Here is a 19,003-nt window from a genome sequence, read left to right on the forward strand (position 1 = left end):
AGGCCGACCCGCACCGCACGAGCCACGGTCGGCAACTCACCAAACGGAAACGTCGCTCCGCCTCCGGTCCGGCTTGAACGGCAGTGCCGTGACCGACGCCCCGATCCCACACTGCGCGGTGCCGGTCAACCGCAGCCGGCGGCCCAGGCCGACCCGCACCGCACGAGCCACGGTCGGCAACTCACCAAACGGAAACGTCGCTCCGCCTCCGGTCCGGCTTGAACGGCAGTGCCGTGACCGTCGCCCCGATCTCACGCTGCGCTGTGCCGGGCCTGCCCCACAGCACCACCACCTCGGTACCGGGCGCCGCATGGGCCTGGTCGATCACGCAGAGGGAGATGGTCGAGCGCAGGTTGACGCTGAGGCTCCGCCCGGTGGACACGCCCGCCGGCTGTCCGCCGACGAGGACCTGGTCGAAGGACGGACCGCGACCGCGCGGCAGCTCCATCGGGTCCGGCAGATCGCCGTCGGCCAGAGCGGCGGTGAGGATGTCGGCCACGTCCCGGTCGTTCCAGTACAGGCCCATGAGGGTGCGCCCCGGCGCTCCTGCGGCGGCGTCGGCGGCCAGCACCTCGCGGCCCAGGAAGTCCCGCTCGGGTACTCCCTTGCGAAAGCCCCAACCGAGTTCGCCGGGCTTGCGGAAGTAGTCCGTTATGCCGTTGTCCGGCACGAAGCTGCCGCCCGGCATTCCCCTCCTGAACTGCCTCGGCGCACCCGGCGTGAGGATGGCGGCGGGGAGGTAGTCGAGTCCGTTCGTGGCGATGCCCGCCTCGATGTGCTGCACCGGCTGAGACCTCAACCCCAGCTGGCGGATACCGAACCACGAGCCGCTCTCGACGGTGGCGGCCCAGATCTCGTTGGCGTGTCCGGCGGGGCCGTGCAGTTCGTAGCCGAGCTCTCCCGAGATGCCCGTACGCAGCACCCGTACCGGTACGCCCCCGATCCGGGACGTCCGGCTCCGGCTGAAGGCGATGTCCCGCAGGCTCTCGCCCGTCAGCTCCTCCAGCGTGTCCAGTGCGGCCGGCCCCTGGACGCCGAAGATGAACCGCCCGGGACTGACGTCCTCGACCTCCGCGTCCCAAGTCCCCTGACCCAGCTGCCAGATCAGCCAGTCCCCGCTGCCGGCGGTGTAGAGGAACTCCTCCTCGCCCAGTCGGCACAGGACGCCCTCGGACGCCACCCAGCCGTTCTCGTCGAGCTGGACATGATGCTTGATCTGCCCGTGCTCGAAGCGGGACAGGTCCCGCATGCCCAGCCAGGCGAGGAAGGCGAGCGCCTCCCGTCCCCGGATGACGACCTTGTGCAGGCTCGACCAGTCGCCGAGGTAGCAGGAGTTGACGTGCGCGGCGCACTCCTCGACCCAGTGGGTGTATTCGAGGGGCAGCAGGGTCTGCGCGAAGTGGCCGTACCCGCCGAGGGGGTTGCTCTCGTACTGGGCCGCCGCGGCCGGGCTGAAGTACGGGGGACGTTCGGCGACGAAGGGGGCGTCCTTCAGCCGCAGGACGGCTTCGTAGGTGCTGCGCTGTGCCTCGGCCATGTCCACGGATGGTCCTCCTGCTCATGGGCGCATATCGAGTGTCCGGCGGCTCGGCCCGGTCCTGGCGCGTCGGGTTGCGCGGCGCGGAACCACCCGCCGACAGGCGGGCGAAGGGGCGAGGGGCGGGACCGTTCAGTCCGCGTGCATCACGCGGAGGCTTCGTCGTGCGGTCGGTGACGAAGAAGCAACTAGATCGTTTAAGTGGGGACCGTAGCAGATGATCCCTGCGGTGGCGACGGTGATGACAGCGACGACTCGGGAACGCCCGCGCCCCCGCTCACACCGAGGCGCGGACCACGATCCGGCCGAGCACCGGAGACAGACCGCCCGCTTCGATACCGAGAGCGGCCCGGGCGGCGATCCGTCCGAGGACCTCGGCGTCGATGTGGACGGTGGTGAGCGCCGGCGTGGACAGGGAGCCGTGCTCGGTCTCGTCGAAACCGATCACCGCGAGGTCCTCGGGCACACGCCGCCCCAGGTCACGCAGGGCGGTCAGGGTGCGCAGCGCGATGTCGTCGTCGAAGGCCGCCACGGCGGTCACGGCGGGGCAGGCCGCCAGAAACGCTCCGACCGCGGACCCGCCGACCTCCCGGGGCCTCGGCACGACGAAGCGCTCCAGCGGCGGAAGCCCCAGCCGCCTGGCGGCCTCCCGGGCGAAGCCGAGACGGGCCTCGGTGAGCGGGTAGTCGTGGTCGGGCAGGGCCATGGCGATGTGGGTGTGCCCCCGTTCGGCCAGGTGGCCGATCTGCAGGGAGGCGTTGGCGGCGAAGCCGTTCTCCCAGTCCTCGCTGGGCACTTCTCCACGCATGTAGATCTCGCCCAGTCGCAGCACCGCCCGTGGCGCGATGGCAGCGATGATCTTCTGGGTGGACTCGGGTGCCTGGCGCCCGTGCCGGACGAGCAGGACGTGATCGTGTTCGGCCAGCTCTTCGTCCAGGCCCTTGACATAGCTCCGGGAGAAGTTGCCCTCCATCCCACGGTCGACATGCAGCACGACGATGCGCGAGGATCCCTCGCGCAGGGCGCGGGCGATCCCGTGCACGACATACCCCAGGTCGTGGGCGGCCTGCAGGACCCGCTCCCGGGTCGCCTCGGAGATCGTCTGCCGTGGGTCGTCGTTGAGGACGAAGCTCACCGTCGCCCGGGACACGCCGGACGCCTCGGCCACGTCGTTCAACGTCACCCGGCCTGAACGGCCCATGCCGGCACACTCCCTCTATGTCGCTTGTAAAACGATTTAGCGTTGCAGACCAGCCTACGTGACCAGATCGTTCCAGTAAGGCGTGGTCGCGCTGTGCGCGCGAGAGCGTCCGGCGCCGTACGACACTCATACGCGCGGACACGCGGACCGCGGCTCGCCGGAACCCGAGGCGATGGCCAACAGTCGGCTCGCCTTCAGTTCGGTCTCCTGCCACTCCCGCTCCGGGTCCGAGCCCCAGGTGATACCGGCCCCCGTCCCGAACTTCAGCGTTCCTTGAGCGCGGTCGATCCAGAACGTGCGGATGCCGACCGCCAGTTCACCCCGCGCGCGGTCGGCGTCGACCCAGCCGATTCCCCCGCAGTAGGGCCCCCGGGGCGGGGTCTCCAGGGCTCTGATGATCCTCAGGGCACTCTCCTTGGGTGCGCCCGTGACCGAGCCGGGCGGAAAGGTGGCCGCCAGCAGTTCGGGCCAGCCGAGGCCGTCACGCAGTCGCCCCCGCACCGTCGACACCAGGTGGACGAGGCCCGGGTGTTTCTCCACCGCGCACAGGTCGGGGACGGTCACGGAACCAGGCACGCAGACACGGCCGAGGTCGTTGCGGACCAGGTCGACGATCATCACGTTCTCCGCGTGGTCCTTCTCCAGCATCTCCCCCTCGGTGGGGGCTGTTCCCTTGATCGGACCCGAGAGGACGTCACCGCCTTCGCGGCGAAGGAAGAGCTCCGGCGAGGCGGTGACCACCTCCACCCCGTGGCGCGGGAGGCGGACGACACCGGCGTACGGCGCCGGGTGCCGCCGTGCCAGCAGCAGGGCCAGCGCCTCGACGTCGGCGTCCGCACCGATGGGTGCCGACAGCACCCGGCACAGGTTCGCCTGGTAGACCTCACCGGCGGCAATGTGCTCGCGGATATGCGTCACCCCCTGCGTGTACGCGCGACGGTCGAGCGAGGTGGACCACATGTCCGCACGCGGCCCGCGCCAGGGCACCGTAGGAACCTCCCGGTCCGCCACGCGGCGTACGTCGCGGAAGCGAGCGCAGGTCAGTCGGCCCTCGAAGTCGGCGACCACCGCCCAGAAACCCTCGGACTCCAGCGCGGCGGGATCGCTGGTGACGTCCATCAGACCGGTGGCGAGCCGTCCACCGAGCCGGGCCATGGGAGGGGGCCCGGACACGACTACGCCGCTACGGCGTCGAGTTCGGCGTTCCACCGGGCGGCACTCAGCGTGTTGACCATGAGCATGGCAATGGTCATGGGGCCGACTCCACCGGGCACCGGGGTGATGCGCGCCGCGATGCCGTCGAGTTCGGTGAAGCGCACGTCGCCGGTCAGGCCCGAGGGCGTCCGGTGGATGCCGACGTCGATGACGACGGCGCCGGGACGTACGTGCTCGGGACCGATGAGGCCGCGGACCCCGGTGGCGACCACGACGATGTCGGCGGACCGGGTGACGGCCACCAGGTCGGTGGTGTGCTCGTGCGCGACCGACACCGTCGCTCCCCGCTGGAGCAGGAGTTGCGTCAGCGGCCGTCCGACGAGTTCGCCCCAGCCGACCACGGCGACGTGCGCGCCCCTGAGCGGAATGCTTTCGGTGTCGAGGAGTTCGATGACCCCGCTCGGTGTGCAGGGACGCAGTCCGCGTTCCCCCCGGGCGAGGAGGCCGGTGCTGGCGGTGGTGAGGCCGTCGACGTCCTTGGTGACGGGGATACGGTCGATCAGCGAGGGGGCGTCCAGCTGCCGGGGCAGCGGGAGTTGGAGAAGGATGCCGGAGACCGCGGGGTCCGCGGCGAACGCGTCGATCACCGCGGCCACGTCGTGCTGGGTGGCCTGCTGCGGCAGATGGCGATGGAAGTCGCGCATGCCGGCCTCTCTGATGGCGCGGCGTTTGGCGGCGACGTACACGGCGCTGGCCGGATCGTCGCCGACGAGGACGGTCGCGAGGCCGGGGGTTCTCCCCGAACCGGCGTCCGCGGCGACCTCCTCGGCGACCCGCGAGCGGATCCGCCGGGCGATCCCGGTGCCGTCGATGGTGGTGGTCATGGTGGCGAACCGCTCCCTGTCAGGCGAAGACGATCGTGTGGTTGCCGTTGCGGATGACCCGGTCCTCGGCATGCCACAGCACTGCACGGGAGAGGACCGCCCGTTCCACGTCGGCACCGCGGCGGGTGAGGTCGGTGGCGGTGTGGGCATGGGTGACCCGAACCACGTCCTGCTCGATGATCGGGCCCTCGTCCAGGTCCTCGGTGACGTAGTGGGCGGTGGCGCCGACCAGCTTCACGCCCCGTTCCTTGGCCTTGGCGTACGGCCCCGCGCCGATGAACGCGGGCAGGAAGGAGTGGTGGATGTTGATGATCGGGACATCGACGTCCCGGATGAAGTCACCGGACAGGATCTGCATGTAGCGGGCCAGGACGACGAAGTCGACGTTGCCCTTCAGCAGCCGCAGATGTTCCGCCTCGGCCGCCGACTTGTCCGCGCCCTGGCAGGGCACGTGGAAGAACGGAATGCCGAAGCTGCGTACCTCCTCGGCCACGTCGGGGTGGTTGGAGATCACCATGGCGACGGTGACCGGGAGTTGGCCCTGGCGGTGGCGCCAGAGCAGGTCGAGCAGACAGTGGTCGGATTTCGACGCGAAGATCGCGACCCGCTTGGGGGCCGACAGGTCCCGCAGCGTGTAGCTGAGCCCGAGGCCCTCCACCAGGCGCCGGTCGAGATCGGCCCGTAGCGCGGGCAGCGCGGCCCGGAGGGCGTCGAGCCCGAAGACGGTGCGCTGGAAGAAGGCGCCGCCCTGCGGGTTGTCGGAGTACTGGTCGAGGGAGACGATGTTGGCGCCGTGGTCGCTGAGGACCGACGCGACGGCCGCGACGATGCCCGTGGCGTCGGCGCCCTGCACGATCAACGAGGCCTGCTGGGCGGGAGGTTGGGCGGTCCTGGCGCGTGCCGGGGTGTCCTGGGTGAGGGTCATGCCAGGCTTTCCTTCCGGAAGCGGGTGGCCCAGTCGGAGGTGGCCTTGAGCCCGCCGAACGTATAGAAGTGGATCTTCAGGTCACCGTGCCGGGCGGGGTCGTGGGCCGCCGACAGGTCACGCAGGAAGCGGTCGGGTCCCGCGGTGCCCATGAGGTTGGTCAGCGAGAACCCGTACTTCTTGACCACGCCGGCGCTGGTGCCGACGCCGAAACGGGCGGCGTACGACATCAGCCGGCGCACTCCGGCGGGACCGGGGACACCGATGCGGATCGGCAGGGCGATGCCCCGTCGCCGTACCTCTTCCACCCAGGCGAGCACCGGCTCGACGTCGAAGCCGAACTGTGTGATGACACCGCCCTCCAGGGGCTGTGCGGCCAGCGCCGCGTGCTTGCCCTGGAGCGCGGACCAGAGGGTCGGGCCGTCGATCGCGGGGTGACCCTCGGGGTATCCGGTGATGCCGACGTGCCGTACGCCGTACTCCCGCAGCAGCCCCGTCTCGATCAGGGACAGGGAGTCCGCGTAGGGGCCCTCGGGGTGTGCCGGGTCCCCGCCGACGAGGAACACGTTGTCGCAGGTGCCGTCGGCCTGCAGGCCGGCCAGGAACCGTTCGAAGTCCTCGCGTGAGCCGAGTCGGCGGGCGGATATGTGCGGGACCGGCACGAAGCCCAGGCGTTTGACCGCCCGGGCCGCGGCCAGGCGCGTCTCCAAGTCCTCGTTGCCGAGGAAGGTGACGTTGATCCGGGTGCCCTGGGGGATGCTGTCCCGGGCTTCCTCCAGTTTGGGGACGTCCTTGCCGGTCATCTCCAGCGAGAAGTCCTCGAGCAGCGCGGTGCCGACCGCTGTTCGTGCCGTGCTCATGGGGTGCGTCGCCCTTCGTCTCAGCGGTCGCGACGGTAGAGGGTGCGTGCGTGCTCGTTGAACGGAGCGGCCTGCACGGTGGCACGGATGCGGGGGAAGCCCAGGTCCGCCTCCGAGGCCGCACCGGAACCGGGGTGTTCGCCCCAGACGACCGTCACCTCGGTGCCCGGCGTGGCGTGTTCGGCGTCGACCAGAGACAGCGCCAGCACGCTGCCCACCGGGTCGATCGACGCGGCCTGCATCGTGACGCCGACCAGTCCGTCGCCGCTCTCCACGCGATGGCGGGCGTAGCTGAGGACGAAGCCGGGGTCCTGGTCCTCGCCGATGACCCGGCGTACGTCGAAGGGGTCGAGGACCAGCGTCACCTTCTTGCGCAGGGTCTCGCTGCCCTTGGCCGCCAACAGGGCGTCGCGGCCCACGAAGTCGTGACCGAAGTGGATCAGCTTTCCGTAGCCGAGCTCGAACGGCGAGACGTAGTAGTCCTCGATGTCCGCGGAGAAGTAGCTGCCGTTCAGCGGGCGCTTGCCCTCGATGCCGAACAGGGGCAACCAGGCGCGGTAGTCGGCCAGTTCGGGGTCGGTGTAGATGCCGGGGACCGGCGAGGGGATCCAGCCGCTCTCGACGCTGGGTGTGGCGTACGCCCGGGCGCCCACCTGGACGAGGCCGAGAGGTTCGCCGACCTTCAGGAACGTCTCGTGCACGTACGCCGCGTGCTCCCAGTCGCCGATGAACTCGAAGCCCGCCTGGCCGGCCATGCCGTGCCGCAGGGCGCGCAGGGGGCGGCCGTTCAGGGTGACCGCGGTGAAGTGGAAGAACTTCGTCTCGGGCAGCGGTCCGCCGAAGGCACGCTGGACGAGTTCCGCCGCCAGCGGACCCTGGATCTGGTAGCGGAACAGCTTCGGGTCGCCGCCGCCCGGCCGGAACGCGGAGGACGGGTCGGTCTCGAAGGCGACGTCGTAGCCGCCCTTCTCCGCGTGGTACTGCACCCAGTGCTGGGCGGCCGGGATGCCGCTGAGCAGGTACTTGTTCTCACCCTCCCGGGCGAGGATCCCATCGGTCACGATGTTGCCGTCGCGGGTGACCGGCACGTACTGCTTGGCCTGCCCGATGGCGAACTTCTCGAAGTTGTTGACCCCGTGGTCGGCCAACACCCGGGTGGCGTCCGGGCCCTCGATCCACATGTCGAACATGTGGTGCGAGAGGTTGAGCAGCGCCACGCCCTCGTGCCAGGCGGCCTGCTCCTGGCGCCAGCCGGTGAACTCACGGTCGACGACCTCGGGCAGCCACGGCTCCGCGTTCGGCTGCCACAGCAGCTCGATCGGCGATCCTGACTTGTCGATGCCGTCCTGGAGAGAGGGGGTTGCCATAACAGCTCCTGTTTCGTAGCGATCATGAATGAGATCGATTTAGTGAGGGCGAGCAGGGGACCGCACGCGCGGACCCGCTGGTCGACCGGTTCTAGGTGCGGTCGAGGCGCTCGGCGTACGCCGCCGCCATGCGCACGGCGTCGAGGCTCGCGCGGACGTCGTGCACCCGCACACAGAACGCGCCGCCGGTGGCGGCGAGCGCGGAGACCGCGGCCGTCGCCATGTCACGCCCCGCCGCCGGCACGTCGCCCGCGCCCCGCTCGGCCAGGGCGGCACCGATGAACCGCTTCCTCGACGCGCCCACCAGCACCGGGAAACCCAGCTGCCGCAGCCTCCCCAGACCGGCGAGGAGCGCCCAGTCGTGCTCGGGCCGCTTGGCGAATCCGAGCCCCGGATCGAGGAGGATGCGGGCCGGGTCGATGCCCTCGTCCACCAACTGCCACAGCCGGGCGCCGAGTTCGGCCGTGACGTCGGCGACGACATCGCCGTACTCGGCGTGGCGGTCCATCTCGTGGCTGGGTGCACGCCAGTGCGTCGCCACGTACGGGACACCGAGCGCCGCGACGGTCCGGGCCATGGCCGGGTCGGCCAGGCCGCCGCTGACGTCGTTCACCAGGCACGCACCGGCCTCGACCGCGGCCCGGGCCACGGGTGCGTGCATGGTGTCGACGCTCACCCGCACGCCGGCCCGGGCGAGTTCGCGCACCACCGGGAGGGAACGGGCAAGTTCCTCGTCGAGGTCCACCGGTCGCGCGCCCGGCCGGGTGGACTCGCCGCCCACGTCCACGAGGTCCGCGCCCTGGACGGCAAGCTCCAGACCGCGCTCGATCGCGCGCCGCGTCCCGGCGTACCGGCCACCGTCGGAGAAGGAGTCGGGGGTGACGTTCAGGATGCCCATCACCAGACAGCGCCCGGGCCGGGGCAGCCCTTCCGGCTGCATGGGCCGACCCGGCCGCCCGAGAGCGACACTGTCCATGGTTGGCATCGGTGACAACCTCCTTCATCCCCGCGTCCCGTTGCGAGAAGGCGATACTAGAACGTTCTAGCCTCGACATGACAGAGCGGCTACTAAATCGATCTAGTCAGCTCGGGAAATCAATGCTTGTCGCTCGCGAAGGGCCTGCGCGAGATGGTGCCCCTGATGGTGGTCTGGGAGTGGCGTTCGACCGTCGGGTTGGCGGAGCCGCCGTCCGGCTCGCCCCAGACCAGCTCGACCTCCCGGCCGTATCCCACTTCGTCCGCGTCGATCATGCAGACGGAGATCCAGCCGCGGACGTTCGACGAGTAGCTGCACAGGGTCGACAGCCCGATCAGCCGGCCGTCGACGCTCTGGACGCGGTCGAACTGCGAGGCCGAGTAGAACGCGGCAGGGGTGTCGATGTACTTGAACCGCCTGTCGCCCTTCTCGTACATGCTCGCGTAGACGCGCGCGACGTCGTCCCGGTGCCAGGACAGCCACACCTTCTTGCGGTGCTTCTGCCCCCGCATCCGCTCCAGCGCCTCGCGGCCCACGAAGTCGTGGTCGAACTTGAGGATGTGGCCGTAACCGAGGTCGTAGGGCGTGACGTAGTAGTCGTCGACGCGCTCCGGCACGAAGCTGCCGCCGGCCGAGAGGTTCGCCTCGAAGGTGCGCGTGCCCAGCCACTCGCGGTACGGCCTCATGCTCTCGCCGGAGTAGACCGCGGGCACCGTGGAGGCGATCCAGCCCGACTCCGTGGCCACCGAGGCGTAGGCGCGGGCACCGATCTGGCGAATCCCGTACGGCTCCCCCGCCTCCAGGAGGGTGTCGCGGATGCCGTCGATGTCGGCGTAGGGGCCGAAGAACTCCAGCCCCGGGAAGCCGGACATGCGGTGGTTGAGGGCGGTGACCTCGTACTTGCCGACGTGGAAGCGGCCCATGGAGAAGAAGGGGATGTCCGGCATGGGGCCGCCGTTGACCTCCTCGAAGATGCGGGCGGCGTGCGGGCCCTGCAGCTGGAGGCGGTAGAACTCGCGGCCGTTCGGGTTCTGCGCGGTGCGCTCGTCGCGGCGCAGAGTGACGTCGTAGCCGCCGGTCTCGGCGTGGAACTGGACCCAGTTGAGGGCCGGCGGGCGGCCGACGAGGCGGACCAGGTTGTCGGCGAGGCAGAACAGGATGCAGTCGCCGATCTGGTAGCCGTCGTGGTTGACCGCGATGAACTGCTTGGCCTGCATGGGACCGAAGCCCTCGAAGCTGTTCGCGCCGAGCTCCGAGAGCAGGCGGTAGCAGTCGGGGCCCTCCACCGTGAGGTCGGTCATGTGGTGGGAGAGGTCCATGAGCGCAGCCGAATTGCGCCAGCTCTCCTGCTCGTCCCGCCAGTTGGTGAACTCGGCCCGGATCGGGAAGGGGTACGCCCCCGACCGACCGCCGCGCAGCAGCGCCAGCGGGCCCCCGGCCCGGCGAATCTCGTCCTCAAGGTGTGCCATTGCTTCCTCCATGTCATGCCGGCGCACGCCTGCGGGCGCCTCGACGGCGGATGGGAAGGGGTGAAGGTCTTCGGCTCGACGTAACGCATGCGGTACGAGCAGGGGTACGACAGGGTCGCGCCCCGACCAGCAGCGGTACTGTACCGTACAGTACTGTTCGGTGGAACGTCGGCACAAGAGGCAGGGAAGCGGCTTATACGATGTCGATCGTGCAGAGAATGAGGGCGGCGGACCGGCGGAAGCTGATACTGCACGCGGCCGGGGAACTGTTCATCGCCAAGGGCTACTCAGGCGTCTCGATGGACGACGTACTGGCGAAGGTCGGCGGTTCGAAGGCGACGCTGTACCGCCACTTCGCCGACAAGGCCGCGTTGTTCCAGGCCGCGGTGGAGGCTCTCTGCGACGAGTGGTCGACGCCGGTGCGGTCCTTCACCCCTCCTGCCGCCGACCTCGCCACGACGCTCACGGCCCTGGGCGGGCACTTCGCCGCCCTGGTCCTGACCCCGCAGGCCATCGCCCTGCACCGGCTGGTCACCGCCGAGGCCGAACGCATGCCGGATGTGGGTCGCGCCTTCTTCGAGCACGGCCCCGCCGCCGGTCACGCCGTCCTGGCCGACCATCTGCGCCGGGCGCGCGATGCCGGCGAGATCGAGGTGACCGATCCGCTGCGTGCCGCGGCTCAGCTGTACCAGGCGATGCTGGGTGACGCGCAGATGCGGCTGCTGACGAACTCACCCCACAAGCCCGACGACGACGAGGTCCGGGAGAGCATCTCGGTCGCGGTGCGGGTGTTCCTGCACGGGGCCGCCGTACGAGGGACCGGGGCCGGCCTCGACGCGCCGCGCAGCGACTCGAAGTAGACCGTCGTCGCGCCGGTCCGTTTCGGCCCGTGGCTGCTCCGTACATGACACCCTTACGGACGCAGCGGGTCGTCATCTTAGGTTGCGCGCCGTGCTCTCCTCCCCGTGCACGGGGGCGGGCAGCATTCGGCCGTGTGATCGCGCTGCCGTACGCAGCGTGCCGACGAAGCGTGGGGCGGGCGAGGGCCGGTCCGCTCCGGAAGCCGTCATCACGTCCTGCGCAGCGCAGAGGAGCCGCCCCACCATGTGCGAAGCCGAAGACAACGACCAGTCGATCCCGGACCCGGCGACACCGCCGGCGGCGGAGCCCTGCACCTCGCGCAGAGCGGTGCTGGGCGCCGTGGCGGCCTCAGCCGTCGCCGCCACACCACTGCTCGCGTCGTCGGCCGCGGCCGCGACATCCGCGAGCCCTTCCGATGCGGCCCTGTCCCTCGTGCTGCTCGGCACCAACTCCGGGCCGCCCCCGCTGGCGGACCGGTACGGCATCTCGTCCGCCCTGGTCGTCAACGGCAGGACGTACGTCGTCGACTGCGGCCGCGGAGCGGTCACCCAGTATCTGCGGGCGGGGCTGTCGATGCCCTCGCTGGCCGCTGTCTTCCTCACCCATCTGCACGCCGACCACATCGTCGACTACTACGCCTTCCCGCTCCTGTCCGCGGGGGCGTCGGGCGCCGCGGGCTTCCGTTCCCCGGTGTCCGTGTACGGCCCCGGCCCCGCCGGCATCGCCTCCACCGTGGCCGGCGCCCCGGGTCCCCTGCCGGGCACCGTCGAGATGACCAGGCTCGCCGGACAGGCGTACGCCGCCGCCCCCACCTTCTTCATGACCGAGCACATCGGCATCGACCCGGCAACCCTGCTGGACGTCCACGACGTCATGCCCCCGGCGGCGGTCGGCGCCTCGGCGTCGAACACCGCTCCCGTCATGCGGCCGTTCACCGTCATGGAGAACGACGACGTCAAGGTCAGTGCCGTCCTGGTACCGCACGGCGCGGTGTTCCCCGCCTACGCCTACCGCTTCGACACCGAGCACGGCAGCGTCGTCTTCTCCGGCGACACGGCCCCCTCCCCCAACGTCATCGCCCTGGCCCGGAACGCGGACGTACTCGTCCACGAGGCCCTCTATCCGGACGGACTGGCCGGTCTCGGCCTGCCGCAGTCCCTCATCGACCACATCCTGACCACCCACACCGATGTGGCCGAACTCGGCCGGATCGCCGCCGAGGCCGGTGCCCGCGCCCTGGTCGCCACCCACCTCGGCCCGGGCGACCCGGCCGTCGTCTCCGACGCGACCTGGCGACGCCTGCTCCGCGACAGCGCACGGCGTGCCGACTACGGCGGCCACGTGGTCCTCGGCACCGATCTCCTGCACCTCCCGGTACGGGGAGGCAGAAACCGCCTCTCCTAGGCGGGCCCAGCGCAGTTGGTCGAGCGGTGATCCGGATCCTGTGCGGTCAGTCCTCCGCGGGCATCACTCGGGTCACCTTGCCCTTGGTGTTCGCCTCCAGATAGCCGGACTGGCTGTACTCGTTGCTCAGGTAGACGGCCATGCCGAGGGGGGTGTCGAAGATGTCGTTGGGCTGTCTCACCATCACGTAACGGGTGTCCGGATCATCGACGTTGAGCTTCTTTCCGGCTTCTTCGAGGAGCGCGGGCAGCTTGTCCCAGTTGAAGCCGTCGAGGCCGAAGGGCTGGTCGCCGCCGGTCAGGCTGCTCTTGATGATGCCCTTCTCCACGCCCTGTCCCGGGCGGTAGGTGTAGGTGTCGTACTTGGTGTCGCTGCCCTTGACCATCACCTCGGCCGACGCGTAGTCGTCGTAGACGGTGAAGTCGCCGAACCTGTTCCGGCCGGTCTCCTGCTTGATCGCCTTGATGGCGGTGCGGATGCCGTCCGGGGTGAGCAGGCTGGTGGTCCTGGTGTCCTTCGACTGCTGGACGGCCGGGGCGGCGGTCGCGGAACCGGTCGACTCCGGTGTCGAGGTGGCCGACGAACCGCCGGCGCCCGCTGCGGCTCCCGAACCACCCGAGTCGCTGCCGAACGGCAGCAGCCACCACATCAGGACCAGGGCGCCGGCGAGCGAGGTCCCAGAGACGCTCAGCAGGACGCTCAGGCCGGGTCTGCCCCTACGGCCCGTTCGAACCGGTGAGGTCGTCGGTTGGCCGGGGGCGAAGTGGACCGGGGGCGGCCCGAATCCGACGGGAGTGGCCGTGCCCGCCGGGACGGGGGCACCCGCATGGGGAGCCGTCGGCGAGCCCAAGGCCCCGGGGTACGAAGGGGCCGTGGCGGCGGACGGCGGGTTCAGCGGGTAGGAGGTGGGCTGGTGCCACGCGGTCGCCGGGCCGGTCTGACCCGACTCGATCCCGGCCAGCCGACGGTCCAGCTCGGCGGACGACGGCCGCGCCGCGGGATCCCGTACGAGCACACTCATCAGTACGTCCCCCAGGGCGCCGGCCCGCACCGGCGGCGGCACGTCCTCGTTGAGGACGGCGGCGAGGGTGGCCAGGGTGGTGCCCCGGCGCAGCGGATGGTGGCCTTCCACGGCGGTGTACAGCATCATCGCCAGCGACCAGAGGTCGGAGGCGGATCCGCCCTCGTGCCCGGAGATCCGCTCCGGTGCCATGAAGTCGGGCGTGCCGATGATGGAGCCGGTGGCGGTGAGGCTGGTCGTCTCGCGGATCGCAGCGATGCCGAAGTCGGTGAGGACGGGGCGGCCGTCGGACCTCAGCAGGACGTTGGCGGGCTTGACGTCCCGGTGCTGGATTCCGGCGTCGTGCGCGGCGGCCAGCGCGGCCAGCACGCCCCTGCCGATCCGCGCCGCCTCGGCCGGTGGCATCGGCCCCTGCGCCAGCCGGTCGGCGAGCGAGCCGCCGCTGACCAACTCCATGACGATCCACGGATAGGTGCCGTCGCCGCCGTCGACGATGTGGTGGATGGTGACGACGTTCGGATGGTCGATCCGGGCCAGGGCGCGCGCCTCGCGCAGCACCCGTTCGCGCAGCGTCCGCGCGCCGTCGGGGTCGTACTCGGCGAGGTCCCGGTCGGGCGGGCGGACCTCCTTGACCGCGACCATCCGGTGCAGCACCAGGTCCCTGGCCCGCCAGACCGTGCCCATCCCGCCGCCGCCGAGGCGGGTCTCCAACTCGAAGCGCCCATCGACGACTCGTCTGCCGGGGCCTTCGTCTGCCTCACTCATGGGCGGGAGCTTAGTTGCCGCCACCGACAGCGTTCGTCCCGCCTGGGCGGGCCCCCTTCATTGCTCGGGCAGCGGTCGGCCCGGGCGGTCACCGGGGCCTCCCCGGTAGAGGCGGTCGGAACGGAACTGAAGGCCGGACGCACCCTGACCGTCTGCCAGTTGGAGGCGTACGGCGTCCAAGGCCGGCCGACGCAAGCTCGTCGCGAACGGACAGCGGACGCTCATCCGCGTGAACCGGTCCGGAACGTAAGGCCCCGGCCCCTGCCCGTACGGCCGACCTGACCGCCACGGCCCTTCCCCGACCGCAACACGCTTCTGCCGTGCGGCCGTCGGCCCGCCCCGATCGGCAGCGGGCTCAGTGGGCCGGGCTGCCCTCGGCCGCCCGCTGTGCCGTGGCGGGCTCTCCGGGCGCGCTCTGGGCGATGTGCGGGGCGGACTCTGACGTGGTCGCGCCCTCGGCCTTCGCGGTCGCGGAGGACTGGGTGGTGCCGTCCTCCTTCATGGCCTTGGCCTCGCTCTTGAGGATGCGCATCGACTTGCCCAGCCCGCGGGCGGCCTCGGGCAGCTTCTTCGAGCCGAACAGCAAGATGATCATGATGGCCACGATCAGCAGGTGCCACGGCTCCAGTCCGTTGCGAAGCATCCCGCACGTCCCTTCTCTGCACTCATTATTGCCAGCTTGCGCAACTGTACAACCACGGCCGCCGCACCCGCCTCAGTCGTCGGAATCCTTCTTGTTGGTCGCCGCCGCGTACGCCTGAGCCGGAGTCATCGCGACCCCGTTGAGCGAGACCGTCTTGTAAGGGCTGACCTTGGCGCAGGTCTTGGCCTCGTCGGCGGTCTGGGCATGGGCGTCGGAGACCGCGGCCTTGGTGTCAGCAGGCGCCGGCGAGGACGAGCCGCCCGGATACGCCGTGCCGCTGGTCCAGTCACTGCCGATCACCAGGGTCAGGCCGGTGCCGGTGCCCTCCTCAAGATGCGAGGTGGGAAGTCCGAGCGCCTTGGCGGCCGTCTGCGCCTCGGCCTTCTGGCCGGTGCCGTAAGTGAGGGTGGTGGTCGTCGCGGGGCTCGGCGCGTTGGCCGTGGTCGTGGCGGAACTGAAGCCCTGCCCGGTGAGCGCGTTCGCGACGTCGGATGCGCGGCCGGTGATCTCGGTGCCGTTCTCAACGGTCACGGCTATCTCGGACGCGGGGACGGCGGAGGCGGTCGCGGTCGCGGAGGCCGCCGCGGCCTTCTTGCCGGAGCCGGTGGTCAGGGACTGGTCGTTCGCGATGGTGGAGAACAGCGCCTTGGCGCCGGAACCCACCACCACCCGGTTCTCGTTGGTCGGGTCGGGGACGGTCTGCATGGTGGTGAAGGTCATCCGCTTGGTGGGGACCTTGTTCACGTCGGCCGCGAGCGCGATCAGCTTCTTCACACTGCCGAGACCGTCGTCCACGGTCAGCGCCTTGGTGGCGGCGTCGGCGAGGTCGTAGACCTTGGTGGGGTCGGTGAGTGTGCCCGCGCTCTTGAACTTCCGGATCATCGCGCTGAGGAAGATGTGCTGGGAGACCGTACGTCCGAGGTCGCCGCCGTCCCCGAAGCCGTGCCGGGAGCGGACGAACTCCAGGGCCGCCTCGCCCTTGAGGGTGTGGGTGCCCTCGGACAGCTTGAGATGTGAGTAGGTGTCGTACACATTGCTGTTGACGCACACGGAGACACCGCCGACCGCGTCGGACATCTGGACCACGCCGGAGAAGTCCAGCTTCACGAAGTGGTCGATGGGGATCCCGGTGAGCTGGTGGATGGTGGCCACCTGGCAGGCGGGTCCGTACCGGAGGGCGCTGTTGATCTGGCCGTAGTAGCCGGAGGTGGACTCGCCGCTCTCGCTTTCTTTGCAGGCCGGGACATCGACCATGGTGTCGCGGGGGATGCTCATCACGGTGGCGTTGGAGCGGTCCGCGGATATGTGCACCACCATCTGCACGTCCGCGTTGCCGTTGCCGGTCTGCACACCGGTCTGGGAGCAGCCGCCGCCCAGCTTGCAGTCCGCCGCGCTGGTCCGGCCGTCCGAGCCCATGACCAGGATGTTGATCGGGGTACGACCGAAGGCGTCGGCCTTCTCCGAACCACCCTTGCCGTTCAGCGACAGGCTGTTGATGTTGCCGTTGAGGTGTTCGTAGAACCACCAGCCGACGCCTGCCGTGCCCAGCACGAGGATCGCCAGACACAGCCCGGCGATCTTCAGCACCCGCCTGCCGCGCCGCACCGGACGGGCCCTGCGTCGCGACCGCTTCCCCCCGTGCGAGCGGGCCGCGGCCCTGGCTGCGGCCCGGCCTCCCGGCCGGTGCTCTCCGCCGGACCCGCCCGACCGCTGTCCCGGCACCCGGTCGGTGCGGTTGCGCGTGGTCTGACCGCCCGGACCGTCCCACCGGTCGCTCATCTACCACTCCCACGAAACGGTCGGGCCCGTCAGGCCGGGCCGACGGCCGGGCGTGCGCGGCGGTGTACAGGCAGGCCAAGCGGAAACTTCGCCTAGGTTGCGTAGTTGCGCAATCTAACAAACCCCTGGGCCGGCCAGCACAGAGCCCGCCGCTTTTCACAGGTGAGGCATCTCATGAAGGGCCGCGGCAACCTTTCGGGATGCCTCAGCCTCCACCCACGGCCCGTCCCGCCTCAGCCCAGTTCGCGTGCAGCCGGTCCAGATGGCGAGGCCCCGGTCGTCGGGCAGTTCCTCCCAGCTCCCGTCGGCGAAGTGCCGGCCCTTTCTGACCTCGTCGAAGGTGGCGCGGTGCATGTTGGCGATGCCGGAGGCCGCACCGGCTTGTACTTCTGCCGGGCCCGCTCCAGGGACGGGACGTGCGGCTTGTAGGACTCGTTGTAGAGGATCACGGTCAGCAACTGGGCGCTGACACCGGTCTGTCGAGCGCGGCTGCGGACTTCGGAGACGCAGTCGGCGGGGTCGTACGACGAAGAGGTCGTCGCGGACGTTGCGGCCGAGACCGTCACAGCGGCGGAAGGCATGGCACGGGGAGCCGGCGCCGCCGTCTCGATACCCGGGAACCGGACATGCCGCACCGCCTCTCACGCCCAGCACCCTTACACCTGAGGTGCGCTAAGGCCTGCGCGAGCCGACCCCGTGCTCGACCCGGCCGGTACGAGCGGTCAGCTGGCCGACCATGACGCGGACGACGGTCACGATGTCGGGGTCGTCGACGTAGTAGATCTGGCGTCGCCCCTCGCGGCGGGCCCGGACGAGCCCGGCGAGCTTCAGTTTCGCCAGGTGCTGGCTGACCGCGGGCAGCGCGCCGCCCACCCGGTCGGCGAGGTGGGTGACATCGCTCTCACCCTGGGACAGCGCCCACATGATGTGCAGCCGGGCGGAGGAGGCGAGCAGTCCGAACGCGGCGGCCGCCTCGGCGAGCACCTCCGCCGACGGATCCTGGAAGCCACCGGTGAGTGTCGCCACGGTCCCTCCTGTCCCGCCCCGGTCACTGTCGACGCACGCGCGCTGTCTCAGTGTAGGGGCGGCGAGGATCGTCCCACGGCGACGTCGGCAGTTCATCGCTTGCGCAATGTAATAAGCGTGTGAAAGTACGTCGACGACTTGTCGTCAGTCATCGCCAGACCCCTTCGCCGTCCGGATCAGTCCCTAGGCTTGCGCAATCAGGCAACCCAAGGCATCGGCCTCCGGCGAACGCGCCCGGCTCGTGCCCGACTGGAGGACTACGACGTGGGCATCATCGGCTGGATCATTCTCGGCCTGCTCGCCGGAGCCATCGCCAAGATCCTGCTGCCCGGCCGGGACCCGGGCGGCCTGATCGGCACCACGCTGATCGGCGTCGCGGGAGCGTTCGTCGGCGGCTGGCTCTCCGCGCGCTTCCTCGACCGCCCGGTGGCGAGCCACTTCTTCGACCTCTACACCTGGGGCGCGGCGATCGGCGGCTCCCTGGTCCTGCTCATCGGATACCGCCTGCTGTTCGGCAACTCGCGGAACTGACCCAGCGGGTCGGCTCGCTTTCCGCCTCAGGGCCGTAGCTGCCGCCGTGCGCCCAGGTCGGCTCGTCCTGTTCGTCGCCCACCCACACGAGTCGGTTCATCTCCCGGGCTGACGCCACGTCCGGGTTGGCGATGCCGTCCTTGAAGCCGAGGAGGTTGCGCTGGGCGCCGCTGGAGCACGGTGTGTTCTGGAGGCCGTCGATGCGCCACCTGATCTGCATCGCGCCCCGGGGGCGCTTGGCGATGTCGCGCAGCGCGTGCAGCACCGTGTCCTGGCGCGCGGCGCAGACCTGCGGGGACAGGTCTCCGTGGCATTCAGCCGGTTTCAGGTTGTCGTTGGGGAAGGTGCGCATGGCGTGAGCCGTCACGGTTTCGCCTTCGCGAGCACGTAGCGGTCGTCGAACAGCGAGGCTCCGACGCCCACGCGCGCCGAGATCCCGCTCGCCCTGCACCCATACGCCCCGGCGAGCGCGGCCGTCCCGCCCGGGGTGCAGATCTTCGGGCATCCTGCCGGAGACCGTCGCGTACTGGTACATGTCTTAGCGTCCGCAGACCGCGCCAACTGATCACGGACCCGCCGCCAGTCATGGTGGCCGCACG

General features: G+C 70.3%; 16 protein-coding genes and 1 pseudogene. 3 read left to right on the forward strand and 14 right to left on the reverse strand.

The genetic code is table 11. The features are described 5' to 3' along the window. Window positions 1-181: 181 nt before the first annotated feature. The 9 genes from ACI2L1_RS40190 to ACI2L1_RS40230 all read right to left on the reverse strand — a co-directional run bounded on the left by ACI2L1_RS40190 (window position 182) and on the right by ACI2L1_RS40230 (window position 10,374). A complete protein-coding gene (locus tag ACI2L1_RS40190; RefSeq protein WP_404744412.1) occupies window positions 182-1,537 on the reverse strand; it encodes an aminomethyl transferase family protein in 1,356 nt (451 codons plus the stop codon). A gap of 277 nt (window positions 1,538-1,814) precedes the next feature. Further along, on the reverse strand, window positions 1,815-2,738 hold the full coding sequence (locus ACI2L1_RS40195) for a LacI family DNA-binding transcriptional regulator (RefSeq protein ID WP_404744413.1): 924 nt from the start codon (window positions 2,736-2,738) through the stop codon (window positions 1,815-1,817). 126 nt (window positions 2,739-2,864) lie between these two features. Beyond that, window positions 2,865-3,893 carry a chorismate-binding protein gene (locus tag ACI2L1_RS40200; RefSeq protein ID WP_404744444.1) on the reverse strand — a complete coding sequence of 343 codons (1,029 nt, stop codon included), beginning with the start codon at window positions 3,891-3,893 and terminating at the stop codon, window positions 2,865-2,867. A gap of 20 nt (window positions 3,894-3,913) precedes the next feature. Next, window positions 3,914-4,777 carry a bifunctional 5,10-methylenetetrahydrofolate dehydrogenase/5,10-methenyltetrahydrofolate cyclohydrolase gene (locus ACI2L1_RS40205; protein ID WP_404744414.1) on the reverse strand — a complete coding sequence of 288 codons (864 nt, stop codon included), beginning with the start codon at window positions 4,775-4,777 and terminating at the stop codon, window positions 3,914-3,916. A 19-nt stretch (window positions 4,778-4,796) separates the two neighbouring features. Then, entirely contained in the window at window positions 4,797-5,702 is a 906-nt protein-coding gene (gene purU, locus ACI2L1_RS40210) for a formyltetrahydrofolate deformylase (protein ID WP_404744415.1), read from the reverse strand. After that, a complete protein-coding gene (locus tag ACI2L1_RS40215) occupies window positions 5,699-6,562 on the reverse strand; it encodes a methylenetetrahydrofolate reductase (protein ID WP_404744416.1) in 864 nt (287 codons plus the stop codon). The genes purU and ACI2L1_RS40215 overlap by 4 nt, the downstream gene beginning before the upstream one ends. Before the next feature lie 20 nt (window positions 6,563-6,582). After that, complete coding sequence (locus ACI2L1_RS40220; RefSeq protein ID WP_404744417.1) at window positions 6,583-7,929, reverse strand: aminomethyl transferase family protein; 1,347 nt, start codon at window positions 7,927-7,929, stop codon at window positions 6,583-6,585. A 91-nt stretch (window positions 7,930-8,020) separates the two neighbouring features. Continuing rightward, window positions 8,021-8,905 (reverse strand): dihydropteroate synthase, encoded by an 885-nt coding sequence (folP, locus tag ACI2L1_RS40225; protein WP_404744445.1) that lies wholly within the window; start codon window positions 8,903-8,905, stop codon window positions 8,021-8,023. A gap of 119 nt (window positions 8,906-9,024) precedes the next feature. Next, window positions 9,025-10,374, reverse strand: a complete 1,350-nt coding sequence (locus ACI2L1_RS40230; protein ID WP_404744418.1) for an aminomethyl transferase family protein — start codon at window positions 10,372-10,374, stop codon at window positions 9,025-9,027. A gap of 218 nt (window positions 10,375-10,592) precedes the next feature. On the opposite strand from ACI2L1_RS40230, the gene ACI2L1_RS40235 reads away from it, so the two are divergent. Together ACI2L1_RS40235 and ACI2L1_RS40240 are read left to right on the forward strand one after the other, a co-directional pair. Further along, a complete protein-coding gene (locus ACI2L1_RS40235) occupies window positions 10,593-11,234 on the forward strand; it encodes a TetR/AcrR family transcriptional regulator (RefSeq protein WP_404744446.1) in 642 nt (213 codons plus the stop codon). Between the two features lie 244 nt (window positions 11,235-11,478). Continuing rightward, window positions 11,479-12,639: an MBL fold metallo-hydrolase gene (locus tag ACI2L1_RS40240; protein WP_404744419.1), complete on the forward strand. Its 1,161-nt coding sequence runs from the start codon at window positions 11,479-11,481 to the stop codon at window positions 12,637-12,639. Window positions 12,640-12,685: 46 nt separating this feature from the next. Here the strand turns inward: ACI2L1_RS40240 and ACI2L1_RS40245 are convergent, their stop codons facing one another. The 4 genes from ACI2L1_RS40245 to ACI2L1_RS40260 form a co-directional block, all read right to left on the reverse strand. After that, the gene (locus ACI2L1_RS40245) at window positions 12,686-14,425 is read right to left on the reverse strand and encodes a protein kinase (protein WP_404744420.1); all 1,740 of its coding nucleotides are present in this window, start codon (window positions 14,423-14,425) and stop codon (window positions 12,686-12,688) included. 355 nt (window positions 14,426-14,780) lie between these two features. Then, window positions 14,781-15,068, reverse strand: a complete 288-nt coding sequence (gene tatA, locus ACI2L1_RS40250; RefSeq protein ID WP_404744421.1) for a Sec-independent protein translocase subunit TatA — start codon at window positions 15,066-15,068, stop codon at window positions 14,781-14,783. A gap of 72 nt (window positions 15,069-15,140) precedes the next feature. After that, the gene (locus tag ACI2L1_RS40255) at window positions 15,141-16,847 is read right to left on the reverse strand and encodes an LCP family protein (protein ID WP_404744422.1); all 1,707 of its coding nucleotides are present in this window, start codon (window positions 16,845-16,847) and stop codon (window positions 15,141-15,143) included. Between the two features lie 672 nt (window positions 16,848-17,519). After that, window positions 17,520-17,873: an ArsR/SmtB family transcription factor gene (locus ACI2L1_RS40260; RefSeq protein ID WP_404744423.1), complete on the reverse strand. Its 354-nt coding sequence runs from the start codon at window positions 17,871-17,873 to the stop codon at window positions 17,520-17,522. A gap of 264 nt (window positions 17,874-18,137) precedes the next feature. Here ACI2L1_RS40260 and ACI2L1_RS40265 point away from each other — a divergent pair, with 264 nt between their 5' ends. After that, complete coding sequence (locus tag ACI2L1_RS40265) at window positions 18,138-18,404, forward strand: GlsB/YeaQ/YmgE family stress response membrane protein (protein ID WP_404744424.1); 267 nt, start codon at window positions 18,138-18,140, stop codon at window positions 18,402-18,404. Between the two features lie 34 nt (window positions 18,405-18,438). On the opposite strand, the pseudogene ACI2L1_RS40270 reads toward ACI2L1_RS40265, so the two are convergent. Then, window positions 18,439-18,830, reverse strand: a pseudogene (locus ACI2L1_RS40270) (Dyp-type peroxidase domain-containing protein); the annotation flags it as partial. Window positions 18,831-19,003 lie beyond the last annotated feature (173 nt).

Source organism: Streptomyces sp. NPDC019531 (genome assembly GCF_044903305.1).
Classification (GTDB): Bacteria; Actinomycetota; Actinomycetes; order Streptomycetales; family Streptomycetaceae; genus Streptomyces.

Coding starts and splice junctions, on each gene's coding strand:
- ACI2L1_RS40190 (WP_404744412.1), bottom strand. CDS start 1,537: ATGGCCGAGGCACAGCGCAGCACCTACGAAGCCGTCCTGCGGCTGAAG.
- folP (WP_404744445.1), bottom strand. CDS start 8,905: ATGGACAGTGTCGCTCTCGGGCGGCCGGGTCGGCCCATGCAGCCGGAA.
- ACI2L1_RS40195 (WP_404744413.1), bottom strand. CDS start 2,738: ATGGGCCGTTCAGGCCGGGTGACGTTGAACGACGTGGCCGAGGCGTCC.
- ACI2L1_RS40255 (WP_404744422.1), bottom strand. CDS start 16,847: ATGAGCGACCGGTGGGACGGTCCGGGCGGTCAGACCACGCGCAACCGC.
- ACI2L1_RS40235 (WP_404744446.1), top strand. CDS start 10,593: ATGAGGGCGGCGGACCGGCGGAAGCTGATACTGCACGCGGCCGGGGAA.
- ACI2L1_RS40240 (WP_404744419.1), top strand. CDS start 11,479: ATGTGCGAAGCCGAAGACAACGACCAGTCGATCCCGGACCCGGCGACA.
- ACI2L1_RS40245 (WP_404744420.1), bottom strand. CDS start 14,425: ATGAGTGAGGCAGACGAAGGCCCCGGCAGACGAGTCGTCGATGGGCGC.
- ACI2L1_RS40230 (WP_404744418.1), bottom strand. CDS start 10,374: ATGGCACACCTTGAGGACGAGATTCGCCGGGCCGGGGGCCCGCTGGCG.
- ACI2L1_RS40215 (WP_404744416.1), bottom strand. CDS start 6,562: ATGAGCACGGCACGAACAGCGGTCGGCACCGCGCTGCTCGAGGACTTC.
- ACI2L1_RS40205 (WP_404744414.1), bottom strand. CDS start 4,777: ATGACCACCACCATCGACGGCACCGGGATCGCCCGGCGGATCCGCTCG.
- purU (WP_404744415.1), bottom strand. CDS start 5,702: ATGACCCTCACCCAGGACACCCCGGCACGCGCCAGGACCGCCCAACCT.
- ACI2L1_RS40200 (WP_404744444.1), bottom strand. CDS start 3,893: ATGGCCCGGCTCGGTGGACGGCTCGCCACCGGTCTGATGGACGTCACC.
- tatA (WP_404744421.1), bottom strand. CDS start 15,068: ATGCTTCGCAACGGACTGGAGCCGTGGCACCTGCTGATCGTGGCCATC.
- ACI2L1_RS40220 (WP_404744417.1), bottom strand. CDS start 7,929: ATGGCAACCCCCTCTCTCCAGGACGGCATCGACAAGTCAGGATCGCCG.